The following is a 25,713-nucleotide window of genomic DNA, read 5'->3' on the forward strand; positions in this document are numbered from 1 at the left end:
GGGCTTGATCGGACCTGAATCGTTGCTGCCATTAAGACATGCCCGGCAAAAAATCACAAATAATTTGGCATAGCTGTAACCCGCGGCGACAGACCGCCGTATTGCCTATCAGGTGACGCAATGAGGCGCACCACGACAACACACTCTGAGGATTCCCCATGAACAAGTCCACCGTCCGCGTCCTGCAAGTCACCGCCGCCCTGGCTGCCCTTGTCGGCGGCGCCGCGCTCGTCGCCAATACCGCCTCCGCCAAGGACGGCTTTGAAAAGTGCGCCGGCATCGCCAAGGCACATCAGAACGACTGCCACAACGGCGTTCACACCTGCGCCGGCCAGGCGGCCAAGGACGGCGATGCCAGCGAGTGGCTGTACGTCCCGACCGGCACCTGCGCCAAGATCGTCGGCGGCAAGGTCGTCAGCTAATTAAGCTCTTGTCCTTCCTTCCCCCGCAGGAGGGACATGGCGCGACGCGTGTCGTCGCTGACGGAAGGGGCGTCTTGTTTCCCGCGCCTACGGGAGTACCACACCAGGACGTCCCTTTCCCCTTTTATCCGGTATCATCATGATCACGTCCACAGGCATCGGCCTGCGCGCGCCCCATATTGCCGAAGTTCTGGCGAACCGGCCGGCGCTCGGCTTTCTCGAAGTCCACACCGAGAACTATTTCGGCGGCGGCGCCAAGTTGAAGCAGCTCGAAAACCTGCGCGCCACCTATCCCCTATCGTTTCACGGCGTCGGCCTGTCGCTTGGCCGCGCCGATGGCCTGGACCAAGACCATTTGCGCCAGATCGCCGCCCTGGTTGATCGTTTCGAGCCTTTCCACGTCTCCGAACATCTGAGCTGGAGCGCATTCGGCCACACCGGGGTGCCGGATCTCCTGCCCCTGCCCTTCACCGCTGAAGCGCTGGCCACGACCGCCCGTCATATCGAACAATTCCAGGATGCGATCGGCCGGCCGATCCTGATCGAAAACCCGTCCAGCTATCTTGCTTTCGACGGCTGCGACTATGACGAGCCCGAATTCCTGTCGCGCCTGGCCGAAATGACCGGCTGCGGCGTCCTTTTGGACATCAACAACATCTATGTCAGCGCCCACAATCTCGGCCGTGATCCGCTCGCCTATTTCAAAGGCCTGCGCGCCAAGGGCAGCGTGCGACAATATCACCTGGCCGGCCACGCTGCCTCCGGCGACCTGCTCATCGATACCCACGGCGCCCGCGTCTGCGCCGAAGTCTGGGCATTGTACGAAGAGGCGCTCGGCCGTTTCGGCGACCAAGCAACCCTGATCGAATGGGACAGTGACATCCCGGCGCTTGACGTGCTGCTGGCCGAAGCCGCCACCGCCGATCGCTATCGCGAGGCCGCCTATGTGCTTTAAAAATGGGCGCTTTGACACAGGCGATCTCGCCGCCTTTCAGCACGATTTCCTCGTCCGCATCACCACAGCCGATCCCGCCGACACTTCGGCGGCCATGTCCGTCTACCGCGCCAACCATCTGCACGGCCTGATCGACGTTCTGCTCGCCGTCCATGAAAAGACGGCGGAGATGCTGGGGGAGAATGCCTTCAAGGCCTTCGCCCGCGACTATGTTCGCGCTTACCCCTTGAGCTGCAGCGACCGCAATTTCTACGGCGCCACCTTTGGCGATTTCCTGGCGGACCATCCGCAACTGGGCGATCTGGCCTGGCTGCCCGATCTGGCGCGTTTCGAATTCGCCATCCACCGCGCCTACAATGCCGAAGATGCCGAAGCCTGTGGTTTCGAATCCCTGCTCGATCCGAATAGCGGTGCGACCCTGCACCCGTCGGCCCGGATCCTGACCACCGCCTGCGACGTCAGAAGCCTTTACACCCGGTCTGCTGAACCGCTGATCGTGCGCCCGTTGACCTGCCATCTATTAATCGGCCGCACCCAAGCCGATGAAGTCATCTGGCTCAGCTTGGTCGCTATCGAAGTCCGCTTTCTCGACCTGCTTAGCCAAACCCGGTCCCTGTTCGTTAGTCTGGACGCCCTAGCGCCGACGGAAGACGACATGACTGTCCTGCAGACCCTCCTGGCCAAGCTGGTTCAGAACGGCCTGCTCATCTCATGCCAAACCACAATGGAAACGCCACAATGACCCCCGCCATCGAAACACTCCCCGCCACCAATCCCCTCAGGCTGCTGATCCGCGCCTATGGCAGGTTCGAAACGCGCCTGGCAAAGCTCGGTTGGCTGAAGGGCCTGTCACTGCTGGCGATCCGGCTATACCTGGCGCAGTTTTTCTTTTTCTCCGGCCTGACCAAGATCAAGAGCTGGGCAACAACTATCGCCCTGTTTCAGGACGAATACCACGTGCCCATCCTGCCGCCGGAGCTGGCCGCCTTGCTGTCGGCCACCGCCGAACTCAGCCTGCCCGTCCTGCTCGTCGCCGGCCTGTTCAGCCGCTTTGCCGCGCTCGGCCTGTTCTGCATGACCCTAGTCATCGAGCTGTTCGTATATCCCGGGACGGCCGAGAACTATTTCATCATGCTGCTGTCCGGCGCTATCATCGCCAATGGATCGGGTTTTTTCGGCGCCGATTACTGGCTGGCGAAGAAGAGCTAACCCTCGAACAGGTCCGGCGTACTGGTCGGTTGTGCCGGCGGTGTCAGGCCAAGATGCAGATAGGCCCGTGCGCAGGCGGTGCGGCCGCGCTGGGTGCGCTGGATAAAGCCCTGTTGCAACAGATAGGGCTCGATCATATCCTCGACGGCGTCACGGGCTTCGGCGATCGCGGCCGACAGGGTTTCCAGGCCCACCGGCCCGCCGCCATAGTTCTCGATCAGGGCGCGCAGATAGCGCCGGTCGGAGTGATCCAAGCCGACGGAATCGACCTCCAGCCGCGCCAAAGCCTTGGCCGCCGCGCGCTTGTCGATAACGTCCGTGCCGTCGGCATGAGCGAAGTCGCGCACCCGCCTGAGTAACCGGCCGGCGACCCGCGGCGTGCCGCGCGATCGCGACGCGATCTCCATGGCGCCGTCCTCGCTTAAGGTCGCGCCCATCTTGCGTGCCGCCCCTAACACCACGCGCACCAACTCGTCGGGCGTATAGAATTCCAGCCGCAATGGGATACCGAAGCGATCGCGCAACGGCGTCGACAGCAAACCCGCACGCGTCGTGGCGCCGACCAGGGTAAAGGGCGCCAGGTCGATGCGCACAGTGCGCGCCGCCGGACCATCGCCGATGATCAGATCCAGCACATAGTCTTCCATGGCCGGGTAGAGGATTTCCTCGACCACCGGGTTCAGCCGATGGATTTCGTCGATAAACAGGACATCATTGGGTTCGAGGTTCGACAGGATGGCCGCCAGATCGCCGGCCTTGGCAAGAACGGGTCCCGACGTGGCGCGAAAACCGACACCCAATTCGCGGGCCACGATCTGCGCCAGCGTCGTCTTGCCGAGACCCGGCGGGCCATAAAACAACACGTGATCGAGCGCTTCCGAGCGTTTCGACGCCGCCTGGACGAAGACTTTCAGATTAGCCTTCAGCGGCGCCTGACCGACGAAATCGTCGAAACTCTGCGGCCGCATGGCGCGATCCTGGGCACGTTCATCGTAATTGTCCTCGGACTCGCCGGAAATAAGCCTGGCCATTATTATATCTCACGCTTGGTGTGCTGCGCACACCGCTCCGATGGGGCGCGCAAACGTGCGCGGCGCCCCGTCGGGCGCTGGCAATGTTGACGCGCTTTGCGCGGAGTTTTTGTCATGTTAGCGTCCCAGGGCCTTCAACGAGGCGCGGATCATGGCCGGCAGCTCGGCGTCGGGGCCGAGCGTCTTTATTGCCGTATCGACCGCCAAGCGCGCCGACTGTTCCGGTATGCCGAGCCCGATCAGGGCGGCGACGCTCTCGCCGGTCAAGCTCGGTGCGGCGGGCGCCGGTCCCTTGTAGGCGCCGGCTGAAACACCGACCTCGAACACCGCGTCGGACAAGGCCTTGCCCTTTAGCTCGATGACGATGCGCTGGGCCAATTTCGGTCCGACGCCATTGGCGCGCCCGACGCTGGCCTTGTCCTCGTGAGCCACGGCCTGGGCCAGTTCGTGCGGGGTCAGGATATCGAGCACGGACAGGGCTGCCTTGGGACCGACGCCCTGGACGCCTTGCAAGACGACATAGGCCTTGCGCTCGTCCTTGGTCAGGAAGCCGTAGAGGCGCGTGCCGTCTTCGCGAGTGGCGCTTTCGATATGCAGAATGACTTCGCTGTCGAGCGACGGCAAGGCGGCAAGAGTGCGCACGCCGCAGCGCACGACATAACCGACGCCACCGCATTCAACGATGACCTCTTCGTCGCCGATTTCGAGCAGCGCGCCTCTTAACCTGCCGATCATGCCGCGCCTCGCTGAATGGCTCGGGTCAAGCTGGCCATCTTGCGCTTGTGGGCATGGGTGATGGCACAGGCCAGGGCATCGGCGGCATCCGCCTTAAGGCCACCCTCGGCTTTTCCAGCCATGGGCAACAGGCGTTTGACCATGAACAGGATCTGATCCTTGTCGGCGCGGCCGGCGCCGACCACCGATTTTTTGATATCGAGCGCAGCATATTCGGCCACCAGAAGCCCTGCCTTGGCCGGGGCCAGCATGGCGGCGGCGCGGGCATGGCCGAGTTTCAAGGTCGAGGACGGATTCATGTTCACGAAGGTCTCTTCGATGGCGGCTTCATTGGGCGACCATTGGGCGATCACCTCGGTCAAGCCATCGAAAAGATTGAGCAATCTGACCGACAGCTCCTGGTCGACAAGAGGTTCGATGACGCCGTGGGCGACCCAGCTCAGCCGCGCCCCTTCGGCGTCGATCAGCCCCCAACCGAGCCGCCGCAGGCCGGGATCGAGCCCGAGGATACGAATCATGTTCTTCATATGTTCAAGTTTTAGACGCGATCAGGAGGCCATGCAAGAGCCGGAAAGGGGCATGGCGAGAAAGTTGCATAACTGCCGCAAAAGACACGTCATTTCGTACTTTTGGCACAGTCTGAATAAGTTAAGATTGCCATAGAGGTCATTGCGGGGTTAAGCTTTTATGAAGAATGCGTTTGGGGGTAGGCCATGAGCAGTACCAATTCGACCTTGGAGGGCTACGGCCAGGCGCCGAAGCGCGGGCCGATTGTCTTTATTGTCCTTATTGTTCTGGCACTTATCCTGTGCGCGGTGGCCGCTGTCATGGGCACTGCTCCGGTTATCGACCCCCATGTCGAAGACTGGATCAATTGGGTCCGGGCCGAAAAAATGTGGGGCGGCATCTTCGCCGTCGCCCTGGTTATTGCCTTTATCGGTATCGTCGGCACCCTGTTGCGCGTTTTTTCGGGCTCGCCTCAACCCAAGCCGGTCAAGGTCGCCAAGCGCGCCGCGCCGGCCCCGGTATCGCCCGCGGTCGCGTTTGCTCAGGACGACAGCCATCTCAATGTTCCGGCCAGCGAAACCGTCGCCCGTCCCGATCCGCGCGGCAGCCTGAAGTTCGAAGCGCAAAAAGTGGAAATTCCCGCCGCTCACACTGAGGAGACCCATCCCCTCTTCGCGGAGCCTGAGGTCCAGTCGCTTGAGCCGGCGATTTTCCACGACAACGCCTCGGACAGTTTTCTGAGTCAGAATCCCGTGGTCTCGCAATCCGTGTCCGCGCCGTCCGCGCCCTCTCCCTTCCAATCAACGGATGTCCTGGCCGACACCCACGGCCTGCACATCAATGCCGGCGCGCAGGTGATCCCGATCCGCCCCGACATTACCATTCCCAGCCACGATCCGGTCGAAGCCGCCCTGCTGGCCGACACCTCTGCCGCGCCGCGTCCGGCGCCGCAGAGCGATATGAGCGCGGTCATCAGCTCGGCCATGAAGTTTATCGAAACAGCGCCGGAACCGGTACATGAAGTTGTGACCGAACCGGTCGCGGCGCCTGTTGCCGAAACTCTGGTTGTCGAGACGCCGCAGGTCGATGACGCCAACGAGATCCGCCAAGCCGTCGCCGTCGCCTTGTCGGTATGGCCGGATTCGACGCGATCGATCGCTGCCGACGAGCTCAGCGTGCGTATGGCGCACCTCTATTACGACAAGACGCCGGAAAGCGCCCGCGCCTTCCACCTGATTGCGCACGGCGACCTCAATGCCGGCGCCAATGCCCTGCAAAGTCAGGCCGATTCTCTGGTGGAAGCCGGAAAGCCTGCCCTGGCCGCCGAGCTATGGCGCATCTCGGGCGCCCTGGCCATGGGCCGCGATGACGCCAAGGCCATGGCGGCCTATGAAAAGGTCTCAGCGCTCGACCCGGCCGATGCCAATATCCACCTCTATCTCGCCCGGCGTTACCAAATGGCCGGCGACACGGTCAAACAGCCGGCCGTCCTGGCTCGCGCCCTGGCCGTTATCAGCGATCCAGCCATCCGCGCCGAACTGCTGGCGCCCTATGCCGACCTGAAGATGAAGGCCGGTGACGCCAAGGCCGCCGGCGACGCCTTCGAGGAACTGAGCCGCCTCAATGAAACGACGGCGTATCTCAAACCCGACGATGTCGCGGCCCGCTCGGCCTATGGCATCACGGTCGCACGCCTCGCTCAGGCCCGGGAAATGCAGGGCGCCTATGACTTGGCCGGACCGCTGTACAAAAAGGCGCATCAGGTGTTCGCCGATCTGTCGGCGATGAAGCCTGACCACCCCGGCCTGCGCGCCATGGCCGACAATGCCATGAAGGACGCCGGCCGTTTTGGCGGCTGACGTCATTAGGCAAGAAGTCGGTCCACAGATTACACAGATTTCGCAGATTTTTCTGTGCGCATTTGGCAAGCACCGGTCGTTGGACCGACGCTTAAAGATCGCTTCGCGATCGGGCGGATTTGCCACCTACGCCGGAGTGAACGCGTGTGCTCTAAAAAATCTGCGAAATCTGCGTAATCTGTGGATCCCCTTCTCTTCTAAACGTGCCGCCCGTCGGCCGTCGATCGGCGCAGGGACAGCAGCCACAAGCGCGCCGGGCGCTCGACGAAGCGGTAGGTCAGGGACGACAGCCCGATGACCAGCACGGTGAAAACGGCGGCATAGGCCAGACGTTCCCAGGTGTTGAACACGCCATAGGTCGCCTTGACCCAGGGCAGCAGGAACCACAGGGCGCTGAACACCACACCGTGGACCAGGTACAGCGAATAGGAAATCCGCCCGAGATATTGCAGCGGGCCGGTTTGCAGCAGGCGATGGAACAGTCCGGCATTGCGGCTGACGGCCAGGATCAGCAGACAGAACAACGGCACGACCATCAGGTCGTTAAGCTTGAAGTGGAAAACCGCCGCCACCCCGGCCAGCAGCGCCAGCGCGACCACATCATGCCGCGTCCAGGTCAGCCAGTTTTCGCGATAGATGCGATAAACGCCCAGACCGATAACGAACTCGAACAGGCAGCGAAAGAAGCCCCAATTATAGGTGATGTCGAGATTGTGGTCTTTCAGGCCGTAGACCAGCCCCGCCAGCAAACCGAAGCCGATCAGCATGGCGAGGATGCTCAGCCAGGCCGGAGCCTTGCGCAGGCCGATGATCAGCAAAAAGGTCGCGACATAGGTCCACCATTCCGCCCCGATCGACCACGAGACGATATCCCATGACAGATAGACGTGCTGGTTCATGGCGTGGGTCAGCAACAAATTGGACGGGATGGCTCGCCACGCCATGAAGGTCTCCCAGCTACCGTCCTTCACACCGGGAACGAACAGCGGATAGGTCACGGCGATGATGACGACCAGGGCGAGACAGAATAGGTGCAGCGGATAGATCCGCGCCAGCCGCGCCCACAGATAGTCGACGACCTTGCCGCCCGACGTCAGGCGGTCGCCGAAGACGTGGGCCATGATGAAGCCGCTGAGCAGGAAGAAGAAATCGACCCAGAGATAGCCGTGGGAAATAATGCCGGTGGCGTCGCGCGAGACGAGCGCGCCCATATCGCGATAGAAAAGACTGACGTCGATATGGAAGACCATAACCCATAAGGCCGCCAGACCGCGCAACGGTGTCAATGAGTCGATATATTTGACCTGGTTCACGATAACCCCCTGTTTTGTCGCAGGGCTATCACGGGTGAACAGACTATCGGCAAGAATACGATTTCACGCCGCGTGAATACCTATTCGCGCGCCGTGCCGGTACAAAAAAACCTCCCATGCTTTCGCACGGGAGGTTTCGGGTCCAGGTTTCGATACCCCGGTTTAGTCGTTGTCGTCGTCGTCACCGTCTTGATTAACCGAACCTGAGCCGCTGATATGGCTGACCAGGCTGGTGGGCTTGATGGTCAGGTCGACATCGCCGCTGCCGGCAATATTCACCTGGGCCTTGCCGGTGGCCGCCAGGGTAGCGTCGCCTGAGCCGTTAATGGTGATGTCGGCATCCTTGATGGCCAGGCCTTCGAGATCAGCGTCACCATCGCCGGAGATGGTCAGCTTCAGGGCGTCGGTGTGGCCGGTGGCATTGATCGAGCCATTGCCGGACAAGGTGACATCCAAGCTCTTCTGATCGTAACCATGCAGGCTGAGATCGCCATTGCCGGCCAGGGCGAAGGTTTTGACGTTCGGCGCCGTGACGACGATCTTAAGATTGTCATCGCTGTCGCGGGCGTCGAAACCGTCCTGGCCCCAATGCAGGGTGACGATGTGCTGGCGTTCCGGACCGTCGGTATAGGTCAGCTTGCCGTCGTTGAACTGCAGGCGATCAAGCAGGGCTTGCGGGCCGGTGAGCGTAATGCCGGCGGTCGGCCCTTGGGTATAGACGACGTCGGCCGGGACATCGACCGAGAGGCTGTCGCCGCCGGTCCAGGCCAGGGTCTTGGTCACCGGCAGATCGGCCTTGGCGAAATCGCCCTTCTTGAAGCGAACATGGTCGCCGTCTTCGAGGACGCTCATATTCCAGCCGTGGGTATTGACGTCCTGGCTGATCAGGGCGGCTGAGGCGGCAATACAGCCTATCGAAATGACGAAGGAGACGCCGGCGAAAAGAAACAGTTTGCGGATCATGGACGTGTCCTTAAGCGTTGTCGAGCGCGGGCTTGACCACGCGATAGTGCAGGCGGGCAAACCAAACCAGGCCGTTGACCAGCCAGATGGTCAGGGCAAGCGTTACGGCAGCGACAGCGGCCGCGCCGGCCATAATGCCGAAACCGCCCAGCATGGCGGCGGCAATGCCGCCGGGCAGGCCCATAAAGGGACCGGCCGCGAAGGCGACACCGCCGCCGATAAAGGCGCCGATCGCGCCGGTAAAGACACCGACCAGGACCCCGCCTATGGTGCCGAGGATCGGCAGCAGGACCAGGATGTCGAGCGCGCCGAGGCCCAAAATGCCGATGATGGCGCCGACGGCCGAAGACGGCGTCTTGGCGGTATCCCAGCTCTTGACGCCGGCCTCGGCCTTCAATTCGCGAGCCAGGCGGTCGGGATCGCCGAGTGCATTGGCGACGTCGACATCGCTGCGGCCGGCGGCGGCGGCGTCATCGAAATAGGCGGCATAGTCGTCGAGCCAGTCCTGGGCGGTGGCGGCGGGCACGCCGCTGAGGCCCTTTTTCAGCCTGTCGAGAAATTCGGTGCGAGTCATGGGATCAGGCCTCTTGAGGTGTAGGAATGGGTTCGAGAAGGGCATCGACAGCGCGGGCGAAACCCTGCCATTCGCTGCGTTGCGCGGCCAGGGCCGCCTGGCCGGCGGGGGTCAGCTTGTAATATTTACGCGACGGGCCGGTCGAGGATTCGACCAGATAGGTGGCGACCAGGCCATCGCCCTGCATGCGGCGCATCAGGGGATAGATGGTGCCCTCCCCCATGCCGATCGCGGTGGACAGGTTGCTGGCGATCTCATAGGCATAGCTTTCGTGGCGAGCGAGAACCGCCAGCACACACAGGCTGAGCACGCCTTTTTTCAGTTGGATATCAATGGTTTCAGGCATTTTGCGGGTCCTCACGGCTCGATTGGGCCGTAGGGAGAGATTATGGCAAGCTACCTATCCATGCAAGGTATATATCATTAAATAGTAGTAAGGTTCGAAAACGCGGTAGCACGTTATTGCCAGACCGCACGCCATATCTACGGCTTGTAGAAGACGAAGCCGGCCCCGCAGGCGATCAACGTAAACCCGACCGCCGTCTGCCATTTCAGCGGCTCGCCCAGATACACCGCTGAGAAAACGACAAAGACCAAAAGCGTAATCACCTCTTGGATGGTCTTCAACTGCGCCGCGGAGAACGTGCCATAGCCGATGCGGTTGGCCGGCACCTGGAAGCAATATTCGAAAAAGGCGATACCCCAGCTGACGAGAATAACGACCCACAGCTTCTCCATCTTGAATTTAAGATGGCCGTACCAGGCCAGGGTCATGAACAGGTTCGAGCAGACAAGCAGGCCGACGGTCAAAAACGCGGGCGGTATTTTCAGCATGGCGGGCTTCCGGATGGAGACATGGCCGCGTCATAGAAGGAGACTGGCCGGCAAGCAAGACACCCGCAACCTCATAACTTCTGGAATATCTCCCAATCGATAAAGGGCAGGCCGAGCAGGCCGATAACGACCGTCAACAGCAGCGGCACTGCGGCCCGCCAACCGGCGGTGCGACCGCCGATACCGATGGCAATGCACGCCTTGACCAGGTTGTTGAGCAATACCGGCGCCGCCAGGATCACCCCTGCCACATCGCCTGCCACCGTACCTGGCGGCAGGCCGCTCATGGTGATGATGGCGGAATCGACGTCAACCATGCCCGAAATCGCCAGGGCGGTGGCCAGGCCGCCATCGCCGAATTGATGCAGCATCCAGCGGGCAATGACCGACAGGATCATGACCAGGCCGGCCAGCAGCAGTGCCGGTACGATATCGAACGGATTGCGTACGGCCATTGCTCCGGCCGGCACTGTCGCCCCCTTGGCGCGCCACAGCAGCCAGCCGGTGTAAGCCAGATTGAAGACGGCGGCCGGTGCGACCAGGATAGCCAGGGACGGCAGAGCGAAGTGCGCCAGGATGGCGACCAGGATCAGGACGCGCATGACCATGACGGCCGTCGCCACCGCAATCCCTGCGATCAGGATGGGTTCGGACTCCTCGCCCTTGCGCAGGCGGTTGGCCAAGGACGCCGTCACCGCTGTCGAGGATACGACAGCGCCTGCTGCGGCCGTGGCGATCGTTCCACGCGAAGGACCAAGCCAACGCGTCGCGATATAGCCGGCAAGGGAGATGCCGGACACCAGTACGACGACCATCCACAGCTGGCGCGGGTTCCATGCTTCGTAGGGCCCATAGGCATGGTCGGGCAAAAGCGGCAGGATGGCGAGCGATATGAGGGCAAAGCGGGCCACTGCCTGAACCTCGCCTTCGCTCATCTGCCCGATCAGGCCGTGGAGCTGGCGCCGCGACGCCAGGACGAGCGTGGTGAGGGCGGCGGCGACCGAGGCGAGGACGCCCTGACCGGCGGCCGCCAACAAGCCGATGCCGAGGGTAATCATGGCGACGATGGTGGTCGTGGCGCTCAGGCGATCCGCCTTTTTCGATTCGCGCAGATAGCCGATCAGCACGGCGATAGCGGCGCCGGCGACGATCAGGACAGTTAGCCAGGGCGACACCGCGCGCCCCACCTGCGCGGCCAGACCGCCGGCAAGCCCGAGAAGGCCGAAGGTGCGGATCCCCGCCACGCGCGTACCTTTGGCGTCATCGCGATGCGACCAGCCGCGCTCAACGCCGATCAGCAGGCCGAGCGCCAGGGCCAGCAGGACGCCGCTCAGCGGTTCAAAAGCAGCGAAGAAGACTTCCATTACTCCCTCAGCCATTTGCGCCACAGCGGCTTGACCGTTTCCAGGATAACCAGGGTCAGGACGCCGGCGCCCAAGCTTAACAGGAGATCGTCCCCGTGCAAGGGACCGAAATGGAACAGGCGGCTGGCGACCGGCCACACCAGGGTGACGGCCAGCATGACGGCGACGGCCGACAGGACATAGACAAGCGCGGGGCTCGGTCGCCGGAAGGCCGTCAACAGGGAAGCGCTGTACGAGCGGTTGACCAGGATCAGAGCCGCGAAGGCCATGACCAGCGAGACGAAGGCCAGGGCGCGGACTTCGTTTTCGGCCATGCCCGAATGCAGGGCCAGGACGAAGATGAGGGCGACGACGGCAAAGACGAACAGCCCTTGCAGCACGCTCCAGACGATGAGCTGACGCGAAAACAGCGGCTCGTCCGGTGCCCGCGGCGGCCGGCGCATGACATTGTCCTCTTCGCTCTCGGCTTCAAAGACCAGGGAGCATACGGGATCGATGATCATTTCGAGGAAGGCGATATGCATCGGCCCGAACAGGATCGGCAGGCCGAAGACCAGCGGCAGCAAGGCCAGGCCGGCGATCGGAACGTGGACGGCAAAGATGAAGGCCATGGCCTTGCGCAGATTGTCGTAGATGCGCCGGCCTAACCTTATGGCGGTGACGATAGCGCCGAAATCGTCGTCGAGCAGGACCAGGGCGGCGGCTTCGCGCGCCACGTCGGTACCGCGGCCGCCCATGGCGATACCGATATGGGCCGCCTTCAGCGATGGCGCGTCATTGACGCCATCACCGGTCATGGCGACAATCTCGCCATTGGCCTTCAAGGCCTCGACCAGACGCAGTTTCTGCGCCGGTTGAATGCGGGCGAAGACGGTAACCGTCTTGAGTTTTTCGGCGAGGACCGGATCGCTCATCGCGGCCAACTCGTCGCCGCCGACAATGTTTTCGCACGCGCCGCCGGCAAACAGGCCGGCTTGACGCGCTATGGCCTGGGCGGTCACCGGATAGTCGCCGGTGATCATGATGACGCGAATGCCCGCGGCCCGACATTCTTGGATCGCCGCCGGCACGCTGGCGCGCAAGGGATCGGCCAGACCGACCAGACCGAGATAGTCGAAAGTGAAGTCGCGCTGCGACTTGGGAAAGTCAGGCCCCGTGTGAGAGGCGCGGGCTATGCCGAGCACCCTCAGGCCCTGGGCGGCCATGGCCTCGACCGAAGCTTTCAGGCCGGCCATCGCTTCCGGATCGAGACGGCAAAGATTGGCAATGGCTTCTGGCGCCCCCTTGGCGGCCACGACCAGCTCGCCGCCCGCCGACTGCCACACCTGCGACATGGCGAGGAAATCGGGCCGCAGACCGTAGGATTTCACCAATTTGCGCGTTGCGGCGTGCGGATCGCCCATCCCCTTGAACGCGTGGAAGGCTTTCTCCATGGGATCGAAAGGATTGGGTTCGGAGGCCAGGCGCCCGACCTCCGCCAGATCGAGAAAGGCTTGCGGCAAGGCTTCGCCGGCGAGCCGCACCGCACCGTCGCTTGTCCGGAATTCCGCCAGGGACATCCTGTTTTCGGTCAGGGTGCCGGTCTTGTCGGTGCACAGGACCGTCGCGGAGCCCAGGGTTTCGATCGCCGAGGCCCGGCGCGTCAGCACCCGGGCGCGCGATATCCGCCAGGCGCCCATGGCCATGAAAACCGCCAGGACGACCGGAAACTCTTCCGGCAGCATGGACATGCCGAGCGCGATACCCGCGAGGACGGCCTGCAACCAGCCGCCGCGCAGGAGACCATACAAAAGCACAACGATCATGCAGACGACCGCCCCCACTGTGGCAAACATCAGCACGAGTTGGCGGGTCTGGGTCTGCAACCGCGGGACTTCGGTCGTCAGGCTGTTCAGCGAATGACCGATCTGACCGATCCGGCTCCGGACGCCGGTTGCCGCAACCTCGGACGTGCCCGTACCGCGCACGACCAGGGTGCCGGAAAAGACCGCTCGGCTGTCCGCCGCGTCCTGGGCCAGGGATTTCCGCACCGGCACGGATTCGCCAGTCAGCAGGGATTCATCGATCTGCAGGTCGTGAGCCTGCAGCAGGGTCGCATCGGCCGGCACGCGATCGCCTTCTTCCAGAACGATCAGATCGCCGCGTGCAACGTCGCGCCCGGCGATGCGGATACGGGCCCCGTCACGGACGACCAAGGCGCGCGGACCGGTCAGGTCGCGCAAGGCTTCCAGCACCTTTTCGGTACGCGTCTCCTGCACCGCGGTAATGACCACCGACAGGGCGGCAAAGGCAATCAGGACAAGGGCGTCCTTGAGGTCGCCGATCAACAGGTAGATGACGCCGCCGATCAGCAGCAGGGCCAGCATGGGTTCGCGCAGCACCTCAAGAATGATGCGTAACGGCGAGCGCCGGTTCGGTGCCGGGAGCTCGTTGAAACCCTCCGTTTCAAGCCGTCTTTGGGCTTCGGCCGCACTCAGGCCTTTGGAAGTTCGTGACTCGTTTTGGGGCATGGCATCCAATCGCGTTCCCAGCCGGGACATCGCCGGGAAGGCACAGGACTATGCACGGCCGTGGCCAGCCTGCGCTTGACAAGGATCAATTGCCGGATGCCGCTTATGGCGCCTCTTCCGCCGCCACATCTTTCTTCGCCGTCTTGTGGATCACCCGGGCCAGGAGCATGAAGGGCAGGATGGCCAGCCAGCACATGCGCGACAAGCCCACCTCACCTATGGCCGCCAGCCACACACCGATACTGAAACCGATGCCCGGCCCGATTGATTGTACCAGCCGCGCCAGCCGTTCGCGCCCGGTCATCCCGCCCAGCAGCCTGCCGCCATCGCGCGACGCAATGAACATCAGCACCGTCATGCCGAAGGACGCCAGGGCGCTGACGCCCCAGTAGATTTCCCAGCCGACAGCATTGCTGGGACCTACCCCCAGGACCGAGGCGGCGAAGGGCACCAATGTGACGGTGAGCAGGAAGAACAGGTTGGCAATGGCGGTCGGCCAATCGAATTGATGCAGCAATCGCGTCACGCGCATATGGATCGACCACCACAGCCCCACCAGCATAAAGCTGATCAGATAGGCGAACAGGGTGCGAAGTGTCTCCTCGCTGGTCAAACCTTCCCACAGAAGCCTGGCCGATTCCGGCCCCTCTATGCCTTTCGGAACGATCGGCGCGTGCAGTTCCAGCACCATGATGGTCAGGACGATGGCGAAGACCGCATCGGAAAAGAATAGCATGCGGTCAACCATGCGAGCGTCGGGCCCGCGTGCCTGGCTTTCGTGATGCGACATGCTGCTCTCCCCTGGATGATCGCGGGGATGCTACAGACGGCCTGGCGTTTGTCAATTCGCGGCATAAGGATGCAATGACTATTACCGACTCGCATGTGCCGATCCGGTAACCGTATCGCCTGACGAGTACCTTATGTCAGGGCCCGCCTTCCATGGCGCAACCTTGCAGCCGCATGCCTATGCTCCGGTGGTCGATCACATTTACCGGAGAACTCCACCATGGTTACCTATACCACCGACCCCGTTCCTGAGCGCAGCAACAACACGGCGATTATCATCCTGGCGCTCGTCGTCCTCGCCGCCATCGTTATCGGCGCCGTTTACTTCATGAACTACGCACCGATGAGCACAGCCACCAATACGACCACGGTCGACCGTACGGTTGATCGCATTCAGCAGGTTCCCGCTCCCACGCCAGCCCCGGCGCCGACCACTCAGGCCGTGACTCCGGATAATTCCACCACGACCACCACGACTACGACGCCGGCCGAGCAACCGGCCGCTACACCGGCTCCGGCCGATAGCACTACGCCGCAATAAACTATAAACCGCGATGAAGAAGAAAGCGCCGGTCGTCAGATCGGCGCTTTTTTGCGTGGCAGCCAGGTTTTGATCGCTGCGCCCCGGCCGAGATCGCGATTTTCCTGATCACCGGGCAGGAGGATCAGATGCCCGGCAATTTGACACCATATTCATCGGCAAAGGCGATCAAAGCCTCGGCATTGCCGATGGCGTCGTCGACCGGATCGTGGGTATGGGCGGTCCGGCGCAGGCTTTTCCATTGCGAGGCGGCACCGAAGTCGCGTTTCAGACCCGCATGGAAGTCGCCGATGCGGCGGGCGGAAAAACCGAATGGGTTATCGGCGCCATAGGCATGGAAATAGTAGTTGGCGAACGACCAGTCGAAGGCCGGATTATCGGAAACGAAGATTGGCCGGCTCTTAGAGCTTTCCTTCAGAAAAGCGCGGAAGGCGTTCATGCCGATGGCGGGATCCGGATAGGTTAGATGCTCTTCGCGCGTAATTTGCGAGATGGCCAGAGCTTCCGGAACCCAGCGATGCGAGATCGGGGCGAAGGTCGCCTTGAAAGTCGTGGCGAGCGTACGATCGACGCGGACGCAGCCAAGCGAGACCATGGAGAACAATCCGGGCGCCGGACCGTCGGCTTCGATATCGACAATAAACAGGCTCATGACGGCTCCATGAAAAAAGCGCCGGTCTTGCGACCGACGCTTTGATTTTAGCGGCTAAATTTCTGGAACTTGATCCGGTGGGGGATCAGTGAATCTGTGCCGAGGCGGCGCTTCTTGTCCTCTTCGTACATTTCGAAGTTACCTTCGAACCATTCGACATGGCTGTCGCCTTCGAAGGCCAGGATGTGGGTGGCCAGGCGGTCGAGGAACCAACGGTCGTGGGAGATGACCACGGCGCAGCCTGCGAAATCTTCCAGAGCCTCTTCCAACGCCTGCAAGGTTTCGATGTCGAGGTCGTTGGTCGGTTCGTCGAGCAGGATGACATTGCCGCCGGACGCCAGGGTTTTGGCGAGGTGGACGCGGTTGCGCTCACCGCCGGACAACAGGCCGACCTTCTTCTGCTGATCGCCGCCCTTGAAGTTGAAGCCGCCGACATAGGCGCGCGAATTGATTTCGCGCTTGCCGACCAGCATGACGTCGGTGCCGCCGGAAATCGCCTGCCACACGGTATGGCTGGGGTCGAGATCGTCGCGCGACTGGTCGACATAGGCCAGTTTCACCGTCTCGCCGAGGCGAAGCGTCCCGGCATCGGGCTGTTCGACGCCGGTGATCAGCTTGAACAGGGTCGATTTACCGGCGCCGTTCGGGCCGATGACACCGACGATACCGTTGGGCGGCAGTTTGAACGACAGGTCCTTGAACAGGAGCTTGTCGCCATATTCCTTTTCCAGGCCGGTGACTTCGAGCACCAGATTGCCGAGGCGCGGCCCGGGCGGGATCTGGATAGTGGCGAAGTTCTGCGCCTGGCGCGAATTTTCCTGTTCGCGCACCATATCGTCATAGGCGGCGAGACGGGCCTTCGACTTGGCCTGGCGGGCCTTGGCGCCGGAACGTACCCATTCCAGTTCCTTGGTGAGGGCGCGTTGGCGGGCTTCGGATTCCGATTGCTCCTGGACGACGCGCTTGGTCTTTTGTTCAAGCCAGCCGGAATAGTTGCCTTCGTAGGGAACGCCCTTGCCGCGGTCGAGTTCGAGCGTCCACTTGGTCACTTGATCGAGGAAATAACGATCGTGGGTGACGAGGATGACGCAGCCGGGGAAGTTTTCCAGGTGGTGCTGCAGCCAGGCGACGGATTCGGCGTCGAGGTGGTTGGTCGGCTCATCCAGCAGCAGCATGTCGGGCTTGCTGAGCAGCAGGCGGGCCAGGGCGACGCGGCGCTTTTCACCGCCGGACAGCTTGGTGACACCGGAATCGTTGGGCGGGCAACGCAGGGCGTCCATGGCCATTTCGATGCGCGAGTCGATATCCCACAGGTCGCCGGCGTCGATCTTTTCCTGGAGAGCGTTCATCTCATCCATGAGCTCGTCGGTATATTCTTCGCCCATCAACTCGGCGACCTTGTTGAAGCGGTCGAAGGTCTTCTTTTCGTCGCACCAGGCGATGACGTTTTCCCAGACATTGAGATTGTCGTCGAGGTGGGGTTCCTGTTCGAGATAACCCATCTTGGTGCCGTCGGCGGCCTTGGCTTCGCCGGAGAATTCCTTGTCGATGCCAGCCATGATCTTGAGCAGGGTCGACTTACCCGAACCGTTGACGCCGACAACACCGATCTTGGCGTCGGAATAGAAGCTCAGCCAGATGTTTTCGAAGACCTTCTTGCCGCCGGGATAGGCCTTGCTGAGGCCCTGCATTTGGAAAATATATTGTTGCGCCATGGGAGACGGCACCCTTTTCGAAAACTGGGTTGTACGGAGTGGCCGCCCGTTTAGCGTCTCAGGCGTAAAACCTCAAGATTTTAATGCGAGCGCTGCCGTCAACCGTTGCCGTCCATCATGTCCTTGGCAAATTCGAGATCGAGCATTTTCAGTCGCTTGATCTCGTCGCGCATGCGCGCCGCGGTTTCGAATTCGAGATTGCTGGCCGCCTCGCGCATGCGGGCCTCGAGATCGCGCAGGGTCGCCTGGAAGTTGGACCCGAGGAATGGCTTGGTGTCCTTTTCCGCCACGCCCATCGGGATGTCGATGCGACCGCTCTTTTCAAACGGTGAGTCGAGAATGTCGCTGATGCCGCGTTTGACGGATTCCGGTGTGATATTATGTTCGACATTATAGGCGAGTTGTTTTTCGCGGCGGCGGTTGGTCTCGCTGATGGCGCGTTCCATCGATCCCGTCATGCGATCGGCATAAAGGATAACACGGCCGTCGATATTGCGTGCCGCCCGGCCAATGGTCTGAATCAGCGAGGTTTCCGAACGCAGGAAACCTTCCTTGTCGGCATCGAGGATGGCGACAAAGCCGCATTCCGGTATGTCGAGGCCTTCGCGCAGCAGGTTGATGCCGATCAGCACGTCGAAGGCTCCAAGGCGCAGGTCGCGGATGATTTCGATACGTTCCAGCGTTTCGACGTCACTATGCATATAGCGGACGCGGATACCCTGCTCATGCATATAGTCGGTGAGGTTTTCGGCCATCTTCTTGGTCAGGACGGTGACGAGCGAGCGATAGCCGTGCTTGGCGACCTCGCGGACCTCGGCGATGACGTCGTCGACCTGGTTGAACCCGTCCTTGTGGACCGGGCGGATCTCGACCGGCGGGTCGATCAGGCCGGTCGGGCGGATGACCTGTTCGGCAAAGACGCCGGCGGTGCGTTCCATCTCCCACTTGCCGGGCGTGGCGGAGACATAGACCGATTGGGGCCGCATGGCGTCCCACTCTTCGAACTTGAGCGGGCGATTGTCCATGCAAGACGGCAAGCGGAAGCCGTATTCGGCCAGGACCGATTTGCGCGCGAAGTCGCCGCGGTACATGCCGCCGATCTGCGGCACCGAGACGTGGCTTTCGTCGACGAAGAGCAGCGCATTTTCCGGCAGGTATTCGAAGAAGGTCGGCGGCGGCTCGCCCGGGCCGCGGCCGGTCAGGTAGCGCGAATAGTTTTCAATACCTGCGCAGGCTCCTGTCGCCTCCATCATCTCGATGTCGAAGGTGGTGCGCTGCTCGAGGCGCTGGGCTTCGAGCAGCTTGCCTTCGCTATGGAGCTGTTCGAGGCGCTGCTTGAGCTCGATCTTGATGCGATCGACGGCCTGGCGCAAGGTCGGCCGCGGCGTGACATAGTGGCTGGCGGCATAGACCTTGATGTCGCGCAGATCCACGATCTTCTTGCCGGTCAGGGGATCGAATTCCTGGATCGACTCGATCTCATCGCCGAACATATTGATGCGCCACGCTCTGTCTTCATAGTGGGCGGGGTAGATTTCGATGACATCGCCACGGCGGCGGAACATGCCGCGCTCAAAGGCCTGGTCGTTGCGCTTATATTGCAAGGCGACCAGGTCGTTACGCAGTTGCGCTTCGTCGATGGTATCGCCGACCTTCAGCTCAAGCGTCATGGCCGTGTAGGTTTCGACCGAGCCGATACCGTAGATACATGACACCGAGGCGACGATGATGACGTCGTCGCGTTCGAGGATCGCCCGCGTCGCCGAGTGGCGCATACGATCGATCTGTTCGTTAATCGACGAATCCTTCTCGATAAAGGTGTCGGTACGCGGGACATAGGCTTCGGGTTGGTAATAGTCGTAGTAGGAGACGAAATATTCCACCGCATTGTCGGGGAAGAAGGCCTTGAACTCGGAATAGAGTTGGGCGGCCAGGGTCTTGTTGTGAGCCAGGATCAGGGCCGGACGCTGGGTCTGCTCGATGATCTTGGCCATGGTGAAGGTCTTGCCCGAGCCGGTGACGCCGAGCAGGACCTGGTCGTGTTCGCGGGCGGCTATGCCTTCCAGCAGGTCGGCAATCGCCGTCGGCTGATCCCCGGCGGGCTCATAAGGCGCGGCGAGGCGGAAGCGCTTGCCGCCCTCGGACTTGTCCGGGCGCTGCGGCTTGTGCGGCACCCAGGGAGCCTGGGTCAGGACAAAATCGGCCACAAACGCGCCGGAATTGTCGGAAAAGCCAGGATTTTGCGGGGAACGGGTCATGAACACAACATAAGCTCGGGTGGAAAAATTGAAAGGGCGGCATAAAAAAACTTTGATCGCGCGACGGCCGGCACCTTTTTGTGATCGCGGGTGATTCTGACGCACTGCAACACCAAATCTTGTCAGCGGACCCGGCGGTATGTAAAAATTTGCCTTTTGAATCCAGCCGGTTAATTCGGGCCTCCGGCTTGCCGTGCACGGAAGGCCGGTAAAAACTTTCGCAAACTGCTCACTTAAGGTTTTGTTAAGTTAAGCTTATCTGAATAAATTTTTGACTATAAAGAAGAGGGAAATAATAAAGGCTCGGCCCCATGTATAATCTATGTATCGAATACTCACTTTTTCCTGTCAATATAAATATGATCAACTGTCTGTATAGGACGTTATCTGCTTGTTAATCCTCCTTTCCGACGGGTGAACAACTATCGCTAACGGGCTGTTAATCACTATTTAACACATTTACGCCACATTTGGCCCTTAGAGAACGCCTCGCTTGATGAGCCCGGAAGTGGCTTGTCGGCACCTGTCGCCGGTTTTGATGAAGAGATTTGTCGCGACCTGGCGCACCTAAGGAGGGCACGCACCGCCCTTGTCACAGAGGACTCGAAACCCTTGGGTTTAGCAACAACAGCACGCTACAAAATGCGTGCACTGATGGCGGCAAGTTCTATTGGTATCCTTATCGGCGCCTCAGTCGGCTCCGCCTATCTCGGCGGCCGTCTGGCGCACGACAACAGCGCCCGGCACGTCGCCGGCCGCCTGATGCAACTGGCTTCCGTCAGCAAGGACGGCAAGATCGACGAGTCGTCCGTCCGCATGCTTGAAGCCGCGGACGCCGGCCACGTCGTCAGCCCCACGGCGATGGATATCGCCATGCGCTTTTCCAACTATGCCGGCGTCAATGGCGACGGCGGCAGCCAGAACATGATGATGGCGCAAAGCCTGTCGGCCATGCGCACGGCGGACGATATTCGCTCGATGCGCGGTCTGGAGCCGGCGCAGATCGTACGCGCCGGCCTCGACATCACCAGCAGCGCCGCCCAGGTCATCGCCGATCACCCGATCCGCGCCGCCGCGGCCATGGTCTTCAAAGCCCACAGCCAAAACGATTCCGATTGCCTCACCCAGGCCATCTATTATGAAGCACGCGGTGAAGGCACAGACGGCATGCGTGCCGTCGCCCAGGTCATCCTGAACCGCGTCCGCCATCCCGCATACCCCAAGACCATTTGCGGTGTCGTCTATCAGGGCGCCACGCAACGCGTGTCGTGCCAGTTCAGCTTCGTCTGTAACGGCGCCATGAACGGCCCCCTCGAAACCTGGGCCTGGCGTCGCGCCAAATCGGTGGCGGATGCTGCACTCGGCGGTTATGTGATGAGTTCGGTGGGTACAGCGACCAGCTTCCACACCACTGGCGTCAAACCCGGCTGGTCCGGCACCATGGATCGCGTCACCCAGGTCGGTTCGCATATCTTCTATCAGTTCCGCGGACGCGGTTCGCGCATCGGCGGCGCCGATGGCGTCATGCCGTCCGACAGCATGCCGGGTGCAACCCAGATCCAGGCCGATACGCCGGCTGTCGACGGCGACACCACGGCGCCCGACGCCGACACCGCCACCACGCAAATGCTGAACGCAGTGTCGCGTGCCCAGGCCCTGCCCAAGCCGGTGACGGTTGCGGCTCAGGTCACTGGCAAGTCGGCCCGGGACATCATTGCCGAGGTCAGCCTACCGCCTCAAAATTCCGAGCAAAATACGGTACAGGCGCCCGCGCCGACCAAGACCTCGCTGGCATCGAACGACGCGCCGGCCCTCGTCAAGCCCTAAGCTCAAGAGACCTCCACCAGAAAAACGCCCGGTCAACCTTTCTCATAAAGTTGGCGGGCGTTTTTTTATGCCTTTTTGGGGCGCATAAACTCCAGATGCCCGTAACGGACGTCTTTTCCTTTTCTGTTAGGATTTCAACAACCTTAATCTGACACTTTGGCCCGAAAGCCTGTCTTAACCATGAGTCGTTTTGCGTCCCATGGTCGGCAAGCCCTCACCAACACCCAACCTTTCACGTTTGTCAGGGGCCAAAATGACGAAAACGAGTTCCAACAGTTCCGCCGGCGGATTCAAAATATCCAACTGGCCGTTCACCTTTAAATTCATGGCGCCGGCCGCCGTCGCCACAGCCCTGATGGCCGTGCTGACCTTCGGCGCGATCTACATCATGCAGGGTCAGGCACGCACCATCGACCGCATCAACAATATTGCGCTGCCTGAAGCCGTCGAATTCGGCGACATCAAGGCCTCGATCAAGGACGCCAACGGCAACCTGTTCCGCGCCCTGACTGAAAAGGCCACCGATCCGACCGCCAACGCGTCGGCCAAGGTTAACGGTGTTGCCGAGGATCTCGGCAAGATCGCCACCCGCGTCAAGGCCGATGCCGACAAGGCGACAGACCCGACTCAGAAAAAGCTGCTCGGTGACCTCGCCAAGGAAGCCAAGACCTATAAGGAAGCCGTCGAGTTCGCCGGCTCCGTTATGGATGTCGACTTCGCTTCGGTTGGTCCTATGATGTCGCAATTCGACGACGGCTACGCCAAGATGTCCGACCTGTCGGACAAGGTCATCGCCGGCAGCGTCGCCTCGGCCAAGCAGGCAGCGACCGACGCCAAGGCCGCCCAGGCGACCGGCGTCACCATGCTGACCGGTTTCGCCATCCTGATGGCCTGTATCTCGGGCGGTATCGCCTTCCTGTTCTCGCGCGCCACGGTGACCGGTATTAACCGCATCGCCAAGACGACCGAAGAACTGGCCAACGGCAACCTCAATGTCGATATCTCCGCCCTGGCCCGTCGCGACGAGCTGAAGTCGGTCGTCGACAGTCTGAATGTCTTCAAGTCGAACGCCGAAGAAAAGCAGCGCCTGTCCGACATGGAAGCCGCCACCAACAAGACCCGCGAAGAACGCGCCCGTCAGATGTCGGCCCTTGCCGAACGCTTCCGCCACGAAGCCCAGGACATGCTCGACGCACTCGGTTCCGCCGCTTCGGATCTCGATGCCAACGGCCGCACGCTTTTGACGATCGCCCAGGAAAACGAGCGCCGCTCGCAATCCGCCGTGTCGTCGATCCGCAACTCGGCCGACAACGTCCAGAACGTCGCCTCGGCGACCACTGAACTGTCGGCCTCGATCGGCGTCATCGGCGACCAGGCCGTCCGCTCGGTCGAAATCGCCGCCGAAGCCGTTTCGGAAGCCGATCGCACCAATGCCTCGATGGCCGAGCTCAGCCGCGCCGCCGACCAGATCGGCGAAGTCGTCGACCTCATCAACGCCATCGCCCAGCAAACCAACCTGCTGGCGCTGAACGCCACGATCGAATCCGCCCGTGCGGGTGAAGCCGGCAAGGGCTTCGCGGTTGTCGCCTCGGAAGTCAAGTCGCTGGCCCAGCAAACGGCCAAGGCTACCGACGAAATCCGCGAACGCATCAAGGATATCCAAGGCGCGGCCGCCAACGGCGTCAACGCCATCCGCGGCATCGGCGAAACGATCAAGCATATGAACGAAATCGCTTCGTCCATCGCCGACAGCGTCCATCAACAGGGCGACGCCACCAACGAAATCGCCCGCAACGTCAACGAAGCTTCAGACGGTACCTCGATGGCATCGTCGTCGGTCTCGCAGCTTTCCGCTTCCGCCGCCGACACCGAAAAGGCTTCGACGGAAATGCTGGGCGCCGCCAACCAGCTGACGCAACGCACCGAAGCCATGAGCGAAAACATCCGTCGCTTCCTGTCGGAACTGACGGCGGCCTAAGCCTCCTCCCTGCACGGCCCTGCAGGGTCCTGAAAATGAAGCGGCGGTATCTTTTGATGCCGCCGCCTTTTTTTGGCGCGCGCTCCAGGCGCCGCCGCTCTTAATTGTCAGAGACGAAACAATTTTGCCGCAATGCAGCATGATTCAGCGATCGGTAAGGATTCGCCGGTAAAAAAGGGGCGACCCATAGCAATGCGCTCCCCCGCGCCGGTCCATCAACTCAATTTGTGTCACCTTTATAGGAAAGTTTGCAAAATGCAGAAACCCGCAACCCGCGCCTGGTTTGTCGCCAGCGCCCTCGCCCTCTCGGCCACCGTTTTCGCTTCGGCCGCCCTGGCGGAATGTGACGAAGACCAGGAAAACGTAGTCGGCAAGGCGATCGCCGCCGCCGCCAGCGCCAAGATCGCCCCGGTCGTGGCCACTCAAAGCAAGCAGATGATCAACCTGGAAACTTGCGACACCGCCGGCGGGAACATGGTTGCCGAGTTCAAGTTCAACGTCATCGGCACGGACGGCCTCTATTGGGTCACCGGCACGGCCAAGGTGGCCGGCGGCAAGGTGGCGGATCTGAAGTTCGGCTCGCTCAGCCCCAACCTGGCCGCCGCTTCGGCCAAGTCGGGCATCAAGCTGGCCTCGAACTAACAGCCGAATAAGTCTCGGAAAAACGCAGACAAAATGCGGAAAGGTGCAAACCTTTCCGCATTTTTTTTGGCCACTGCCGCCGTCGTTCCGTGGCGTTAAGGTTTGTAGCCTTGACCTGTAACGATTTTCCGCAAAAGCCGTTAAGCAAGCTTAAGTAACTGTTTAAGAGCGGATTTACCGAATATTTTTCAATTTATATTAGTCTGACCTCACCCTGAAGAACCTCAAGGAGAGAACCAGATGAAAAATACCCTTATCGTTTCGGCCATCGCCATCGCCGCCATGTGCGCGGCTCCGGCCTTCGCCTCCCCCTGCTCGGACGACCAGGAATCCACAGCCGGCATGCTGGCCGCGGGCGTCGGCAAGGATGCCGTGTCCAAGGTCGTTGCCGTCACCGGCAAGCAAATGGTCAATGTCGAAAGCTGCGAATTCCGCGCCGGCGGTTATGCGGTCGACTACAAGTACAACTTCCTGGCTGCTGACGGCCTGTACTGGGTCGAAATCTCGGCGAAGTTCGGTGCCGATGGCTCCGGCGCAACCGTCAAGGTGACCAAGTCGAGCCCCAACATGGCCGCCGCCGAAGCCAAGGCCGGCGTCAAGCTGGCGTCGAACTAATTCAACCGGCAAGCTTCAAACCCTTGTAACCTCAGGGTAACAGCGTAAAAAAGCCCCTCGTGATCACTCACGAGGGGCTTTTTCGTCTGTTGATGACAAACGAGAGACCGTTCCTACTTACGGTTAACCGGCTTGTAGTCCTGGGGCCGGCTGACCGCGCGCTGTTCTTGCGAACGGGGGCTGCCGAACAAACCGCCGAACAACGCGAAGGATGTCATGGCGTGGGATTTCTTGTCTTGGTCTTGCATAGTGCTTGCGCCTCCTTTTCCAATGCTGTGGACCAGAAGACGCGTCGCGTCTCGCAGGGGTTTTCACCCTCTCAGTCGTCGTCGCGTCGATATTTAGTGTGCCACAAAATTCCCCAGACGCAAGAACTAATCCGAATACGGAGCATATTATTTTGGCAAAAATTTATAATCA

Annotated in this window: 25 protein-coding genes; 10 read left to right on the forward strand and 15 right to left on the reverse strand. The window is 61.3% G+C overall.

The genetic code is table 11. The features are described from left to right. Nucleotides 1-158: 158 nt before the first annotated feature. From AC1DX3_RS18200 to AC1DX3_RS18215, 4 genes are all read left to right on the forward strand, one after another. Nucleotides 159-422, forward strand: a complete 264-nt coding sequence (locus AC1DX3_RS18200) for a BufA1 family periplasmic bufferin-type metallophore (protein ID WP_476990749.1) — start codon at nucleotides 159-161, stop codon at nucleotides 420-422. 139 nt (nucleotides 423-561) lie between these two features. Then, on the forward strand, nucleotides 562-1,377 hold the full coding sequence (bufB, locus tag AC1DX3_RS18205; RefSeq protein WP_476990750.1) for an MNIO family bufferin maturase: 816 nt from the start codon (nucleotides 562-564) through the stop codon (nucleotides 1,375-1,377). Beyond that, a complete protein-coding gene (locus tag AC1DX3_RS18210; protein WP_476990751.1) occupies nucleotides 1,367-2,119 on the forward strand; it encodes an HvfC/BufC family peptide modification chaperone in 753 nt (250 codons plus the stop codon). The genes bufB and AC1DX3_RS18210 overlap by 11 nt, the downstream gene beginning before the upstream one ends. Beyond that, nucleotides 2,116-2,586 (forward strand): DoxX family protein, encoded by a 471-nt coding sequence (locus tag AC1DX3_RS18215; protein WP_476990752.1) that lies wholly within the window; start codon nucleotides 2,116-2,118, stop codon nucleotides 2,584-2,586. The genes AC1DX3_RS18210 and AC1DX3_RS18215 overlap by 4 nt, the downstream gene beginning before the upstream one ends. On the opposite strand, the gene ruvB is transcribed toward AC1DX3_RS18215, so the two are convergent. The 3 genes from ruvB to ruvC form a co-directional block, all read right to left on the reverse strand. Beyond that, nucleotides 2,583-3,617 carry a Holliday junction branch migration DNA helicase RuvB gene (ruvB, locus tag AC1DX3_RS18220; protein ID WP_476990753.1) on the reverse strand — a complete coding sequence of 345 codons (1,035 nt, stop codon included), beginning with the start codon at nucleotides 3,615-3,617 and terminating at the stop codon, nucleotides 2,583-2,585. The genes AC1DX3_RS18215 and ruvB overlap by 4 nt on opposite strands. Nucleotides 3,618-3,734: 117 nt before the next feature. Further along, on the reverse strand, nucleotides 3,735-4,352 hold the full coding sequence (gene ruvA / locus AC1DX3_RS18225) for a Holliday junction branch migration protein RuvA (RefSeq protein ID WP_476990754.1): 618 nt from the start codon (nucleotides 4,350-4,352) through the stop codon (nucleotides 3,735-3,737). Continuing rightward, nucleotides 4,349-4,879 (reverse strand): crossover junction endodeoxyribonuclease RuvC, encoded by a 531-nt coding sequence (gene ruvC / locus AC1DX3_RS18230; RefSeq protein WP_476990755.1) that lies wholly within the window; start codon nucleotides 4,877-4,879, stop codon nucleotides 4,349-4,351. Before ruvC ends, ruvA begins: the two co-directional genes overlap by 4 nt. 186 nt (nucleotides 4,880-5,065) lie before the next feature. Here ruvC and AC1DX3_RS18235 point away from each other — a divergent pair, with 186 nt between their 5' ends. Continuing rightward, complete coding sequence (locus tag AC1DX3_RS18235; protein WP_476990756.1) at nucleotides 5,066-6,718, forward strand: Asp23/Gls24 family envelope stress response protein; 1,653 nt, start codon at nucleotides 5,066-5,068, stop codon at nucleotides 6,716-6,718. 197 nt (nucleotides 6,719-6,915) lie between these two features. Here AC1DX3_RS18235 and AC1DX3_RS18240 read toward each other — a convergent pair whose 3' ends face one another. The 8 genes from AC1DX3_RS18240 to AC1DX3_RS18275 all read right to left on the reverse strand — a co-directional run bounded on the left by AC1DX3_RS18240 (nucleotide 6,916) and on the right by AC1DX3_RS18275 (nucleotide 15,066). Then, entirely contained in the window at nucleotides 6,916-8,031 is a 1,116-nt protein-coding gene (locus AC1DX3_RS18240; RefSeq protein WP_476990757.1) for an acyltransferase family protein, read from the reverse strand. 162 nt (nucleotides 8,032-8,193) lie between these two features. Then, nucleotides 8,194-8,994: a GIN domain-containing protein gene (locus tag AC1DX3_RS18245; protein ID WP_476990758.1), complete on the reverse strand. Its 801-nt coding sequence runs from the start codon at nucleotides 8,992-8,994 to the stop codon at nucleotides 8,194-8,196. Nucleotides 8,995-9,004: 10 nt separating this feature from the next. Then, on the reverse strand, nucleotides 9,005-9,568 hold the full coding sequence (locus tag AC1DX3_RS18250) for a DUF1700 domain-containing protein (RefSeq protein WP_476990759.1): 564 nt from the start codon (nucleotides 9,566-9,568) through the stop codon (nucleotides 9,005-9,007). 4 nt (nucleotides 9,569-9,572) lie between these two features. Further along, the gene (locus AC1DX3_RS18255; protein ID WP_476990760.1) at nucleotides 9,573-9,914 is read right to left on the reverse strand and encodes a PadR family transcriptional regulator; all 342 of its coding nucleotides are present in this window, start codon (nucleotides 9,912-9,914) and stop codon (nucleotides 9,573-9,575) included. A 137-nt stretch (nucleotides 9,915-10,051) separates the two neighbouring features. After that, on the reverse strand, nucleotides 10,052-10,402 hold the full coding sequence (locus AC1DX3_RS18260) for a DMT family protein (protein ID WP_476990761.1): 351 nt from the start codon (nucleotides 10,400-10,402) through the stop codon (nucleotides 10,052-10,054). 71 nt (nucleotides 10,403-10,473) lie between these two features. Next, nucleotides 10,474-11,781 (reverse strand): MgtC/SapB family protein, encoded by a 1,308-nt coding sequence (locus AC1DX3_RS18265; RefSeq protein ID WP_476990762.1) that lies wholly within the window; start codon nucleotides 11,779-11,781, stop codon nucleotides 10,474-10,476. After that, entirely contained in the window at nucleotides 11,766-14,276 is a 2,511-nt protein-coding gene (locus tag AC1DX3_RS18270; RefSeq protein WP_476990763.1) for a cation-translocating P-type ATPase, read from the reverse strand. The genes AC1DX3_RS18265 and AC1DX3_RS18270 overlap by 16 nt, the downstream gene beginning before the upstream one ends. A 103-nt stretch (nucleotides 14,277-14,379) precedes the next feature. After that, nucleotides 14,380-15,066, reverse strand: coding sequence for a TMEM175 family protein (locus AC1DX3_RS18275; protein WP_476990764.1), 687 nt, complete (start codon nucleotides 15,064-15,066; stop codon nucleotides 14,380-14,382). Between the two features lie 219 nt (nucleotides 15,067-15,285). Here AC1DX3_RS18275 and AC1DX3_RS18280 point away from each other — a divergent pair, with 219 nt between their 5' ends. Continuing rightward, entirely contained in the window at nucleotides 15,286-15,606 is a 321-nt protein-coding gene (locus AC1DX3_RS18280; protein WP_476990765.1) for a hypothetical protein, read from the forward strand. Nucleotides 15,607-15,730: 124 nt separating this feature from the next. On the opposite strand, the gene AC1DX3_RS18285 is transcribed toward AC1DX3_RS18280, so the two are convergent. The 3 genes from AC1DX3_RS18285 to uvrB all read right to left on the reverse strand — a co-directional run bounded on the left by AC1DX3_RS18285 (nucleotide 15,731) and on the right by uvrB (nucleotide 20,231). Then, complete coding sequence (locus tag AC1DX3_RS18285; RefSeq protein ID WP_476990766.1) at nucleotides 15,731-16,258, reverse strand: hypothetical protein; 528 nt, start codon at nucleotides 16,256-16,258, stop codon at nucleotides 15,731-15,733. Nucleotides 16,259-16,305: 47 nt separating this feature from the next. Then, nucleotides 16,306-17,973: an energy-dependent translational throttle protein EttA gene (ettA, locus tag AC1DX3_RS18290; protein WP_476990767.1), complete on the reverse strand. Its 1,668-nt coding sequence runs from the start codon at nucleotides 17,971-17,973 to the stop codon at nucleotides 16,306-16,308. A gap of 98 nt (nucleotides 17,974-18,071) precedes the next feature. After that, nucleotides 18,072-20,231 (reverse strand): excinuclease ABC subunit UvrB, encoded by a 2,160-nt coding sequence (gene uvrB / locus AC1DX3_RS18295; protein ID WP_476990768.1) that lies wholly within the window; start codon nucleotides 20,229-20,231, stop codon nucleotides 18,072-18,074. Nucleotides 20,232-20,885: 654 nt separating this feature from the next. Here uvrB and AC1DX3_RS18300 point away from each other — a divergent pair. The 4 genes from AC1DX3_RS18300 to AC1DX3_RS18315 all read left to right on the forward strand — a co-directional run bounded on the left by AC1DX3_RS18300 (nucleotide 20,886) and on the right by AC1DX3_RS18315 (nucleotide 25,293). After that, on the forward strand, nucleotides 20,886-22,058 hold the full coding sequence (locus AC1DX3_RS18300) for a cell wall hydrolase (protein ID WP_476990769.1): 1,173 nt from the start codon (nucleotides 20,886-20,888) through the stop codon (nucleotides 22,056-22,058). A 253-nt stretch (nucleotides 22,059-22,311) separates the two neighbouring features. Continuing rightward, nucleotides 22,312-24,036 carry a methyl-accepting chemotaxis protein gene (locus AC1DX3_RS18305; protein ID WP_476990770.1) on the forward strand — a complete coding sequence of 575 codons (1,725 nt, stop codon included), beginning with the start codon at nucleotides 22,312-22,314 and terminating at the stop codon, nucleotides 24,034-24,036. Nucleotides 24,037-24,291: 255 nt separating this feature from the next. Next, entirely contained in the window at nucleotides 24,292-24,678 is a 387-nt protein-coding gene (locus AC1DX3_RS18310) for a hypothetical protein (RefSeq protein WP_476990771.1), read from the forward strand. A gap of 240 nt (nucleotides 24,679-24,918) precedes the next feature. Then, the gene (locus AC1DX3_RS18315) at nucleotides 24,919-25,293 is read left to right on the forward strand and encodes a hypothetical protein (RefSeq protein ID WP_476990772.1); all 375 of its coding nucleotides are present in this window, start codon (nucleotides 24,919-24,921) and stop codon (nucleotides 25,291-25,293) included. Between the two features lie 113 nt (nucleotides 25,294-25,406). Here the strand turns inward: AC1DX3_RS18315 and AC1DX3_RS18320 are convergent, their stop codons facing one another. Next, nucleotides 25,407-25,541, reverse strand: coding sequence for a hypothetical protein (locus tag AC1DX3_RS18320; protein WP_476990773.1), 135 nt, complete (start codon nucleotides 25,539-25,541; stop codon nucleotides 25,407-25,409). Nucleotides 25,542-25,713: the final 172 nt, after the last annotated feature.

It is taken from the genome of Asticcacaulis sp. P2_B1 (assembly GCF_056404915.1).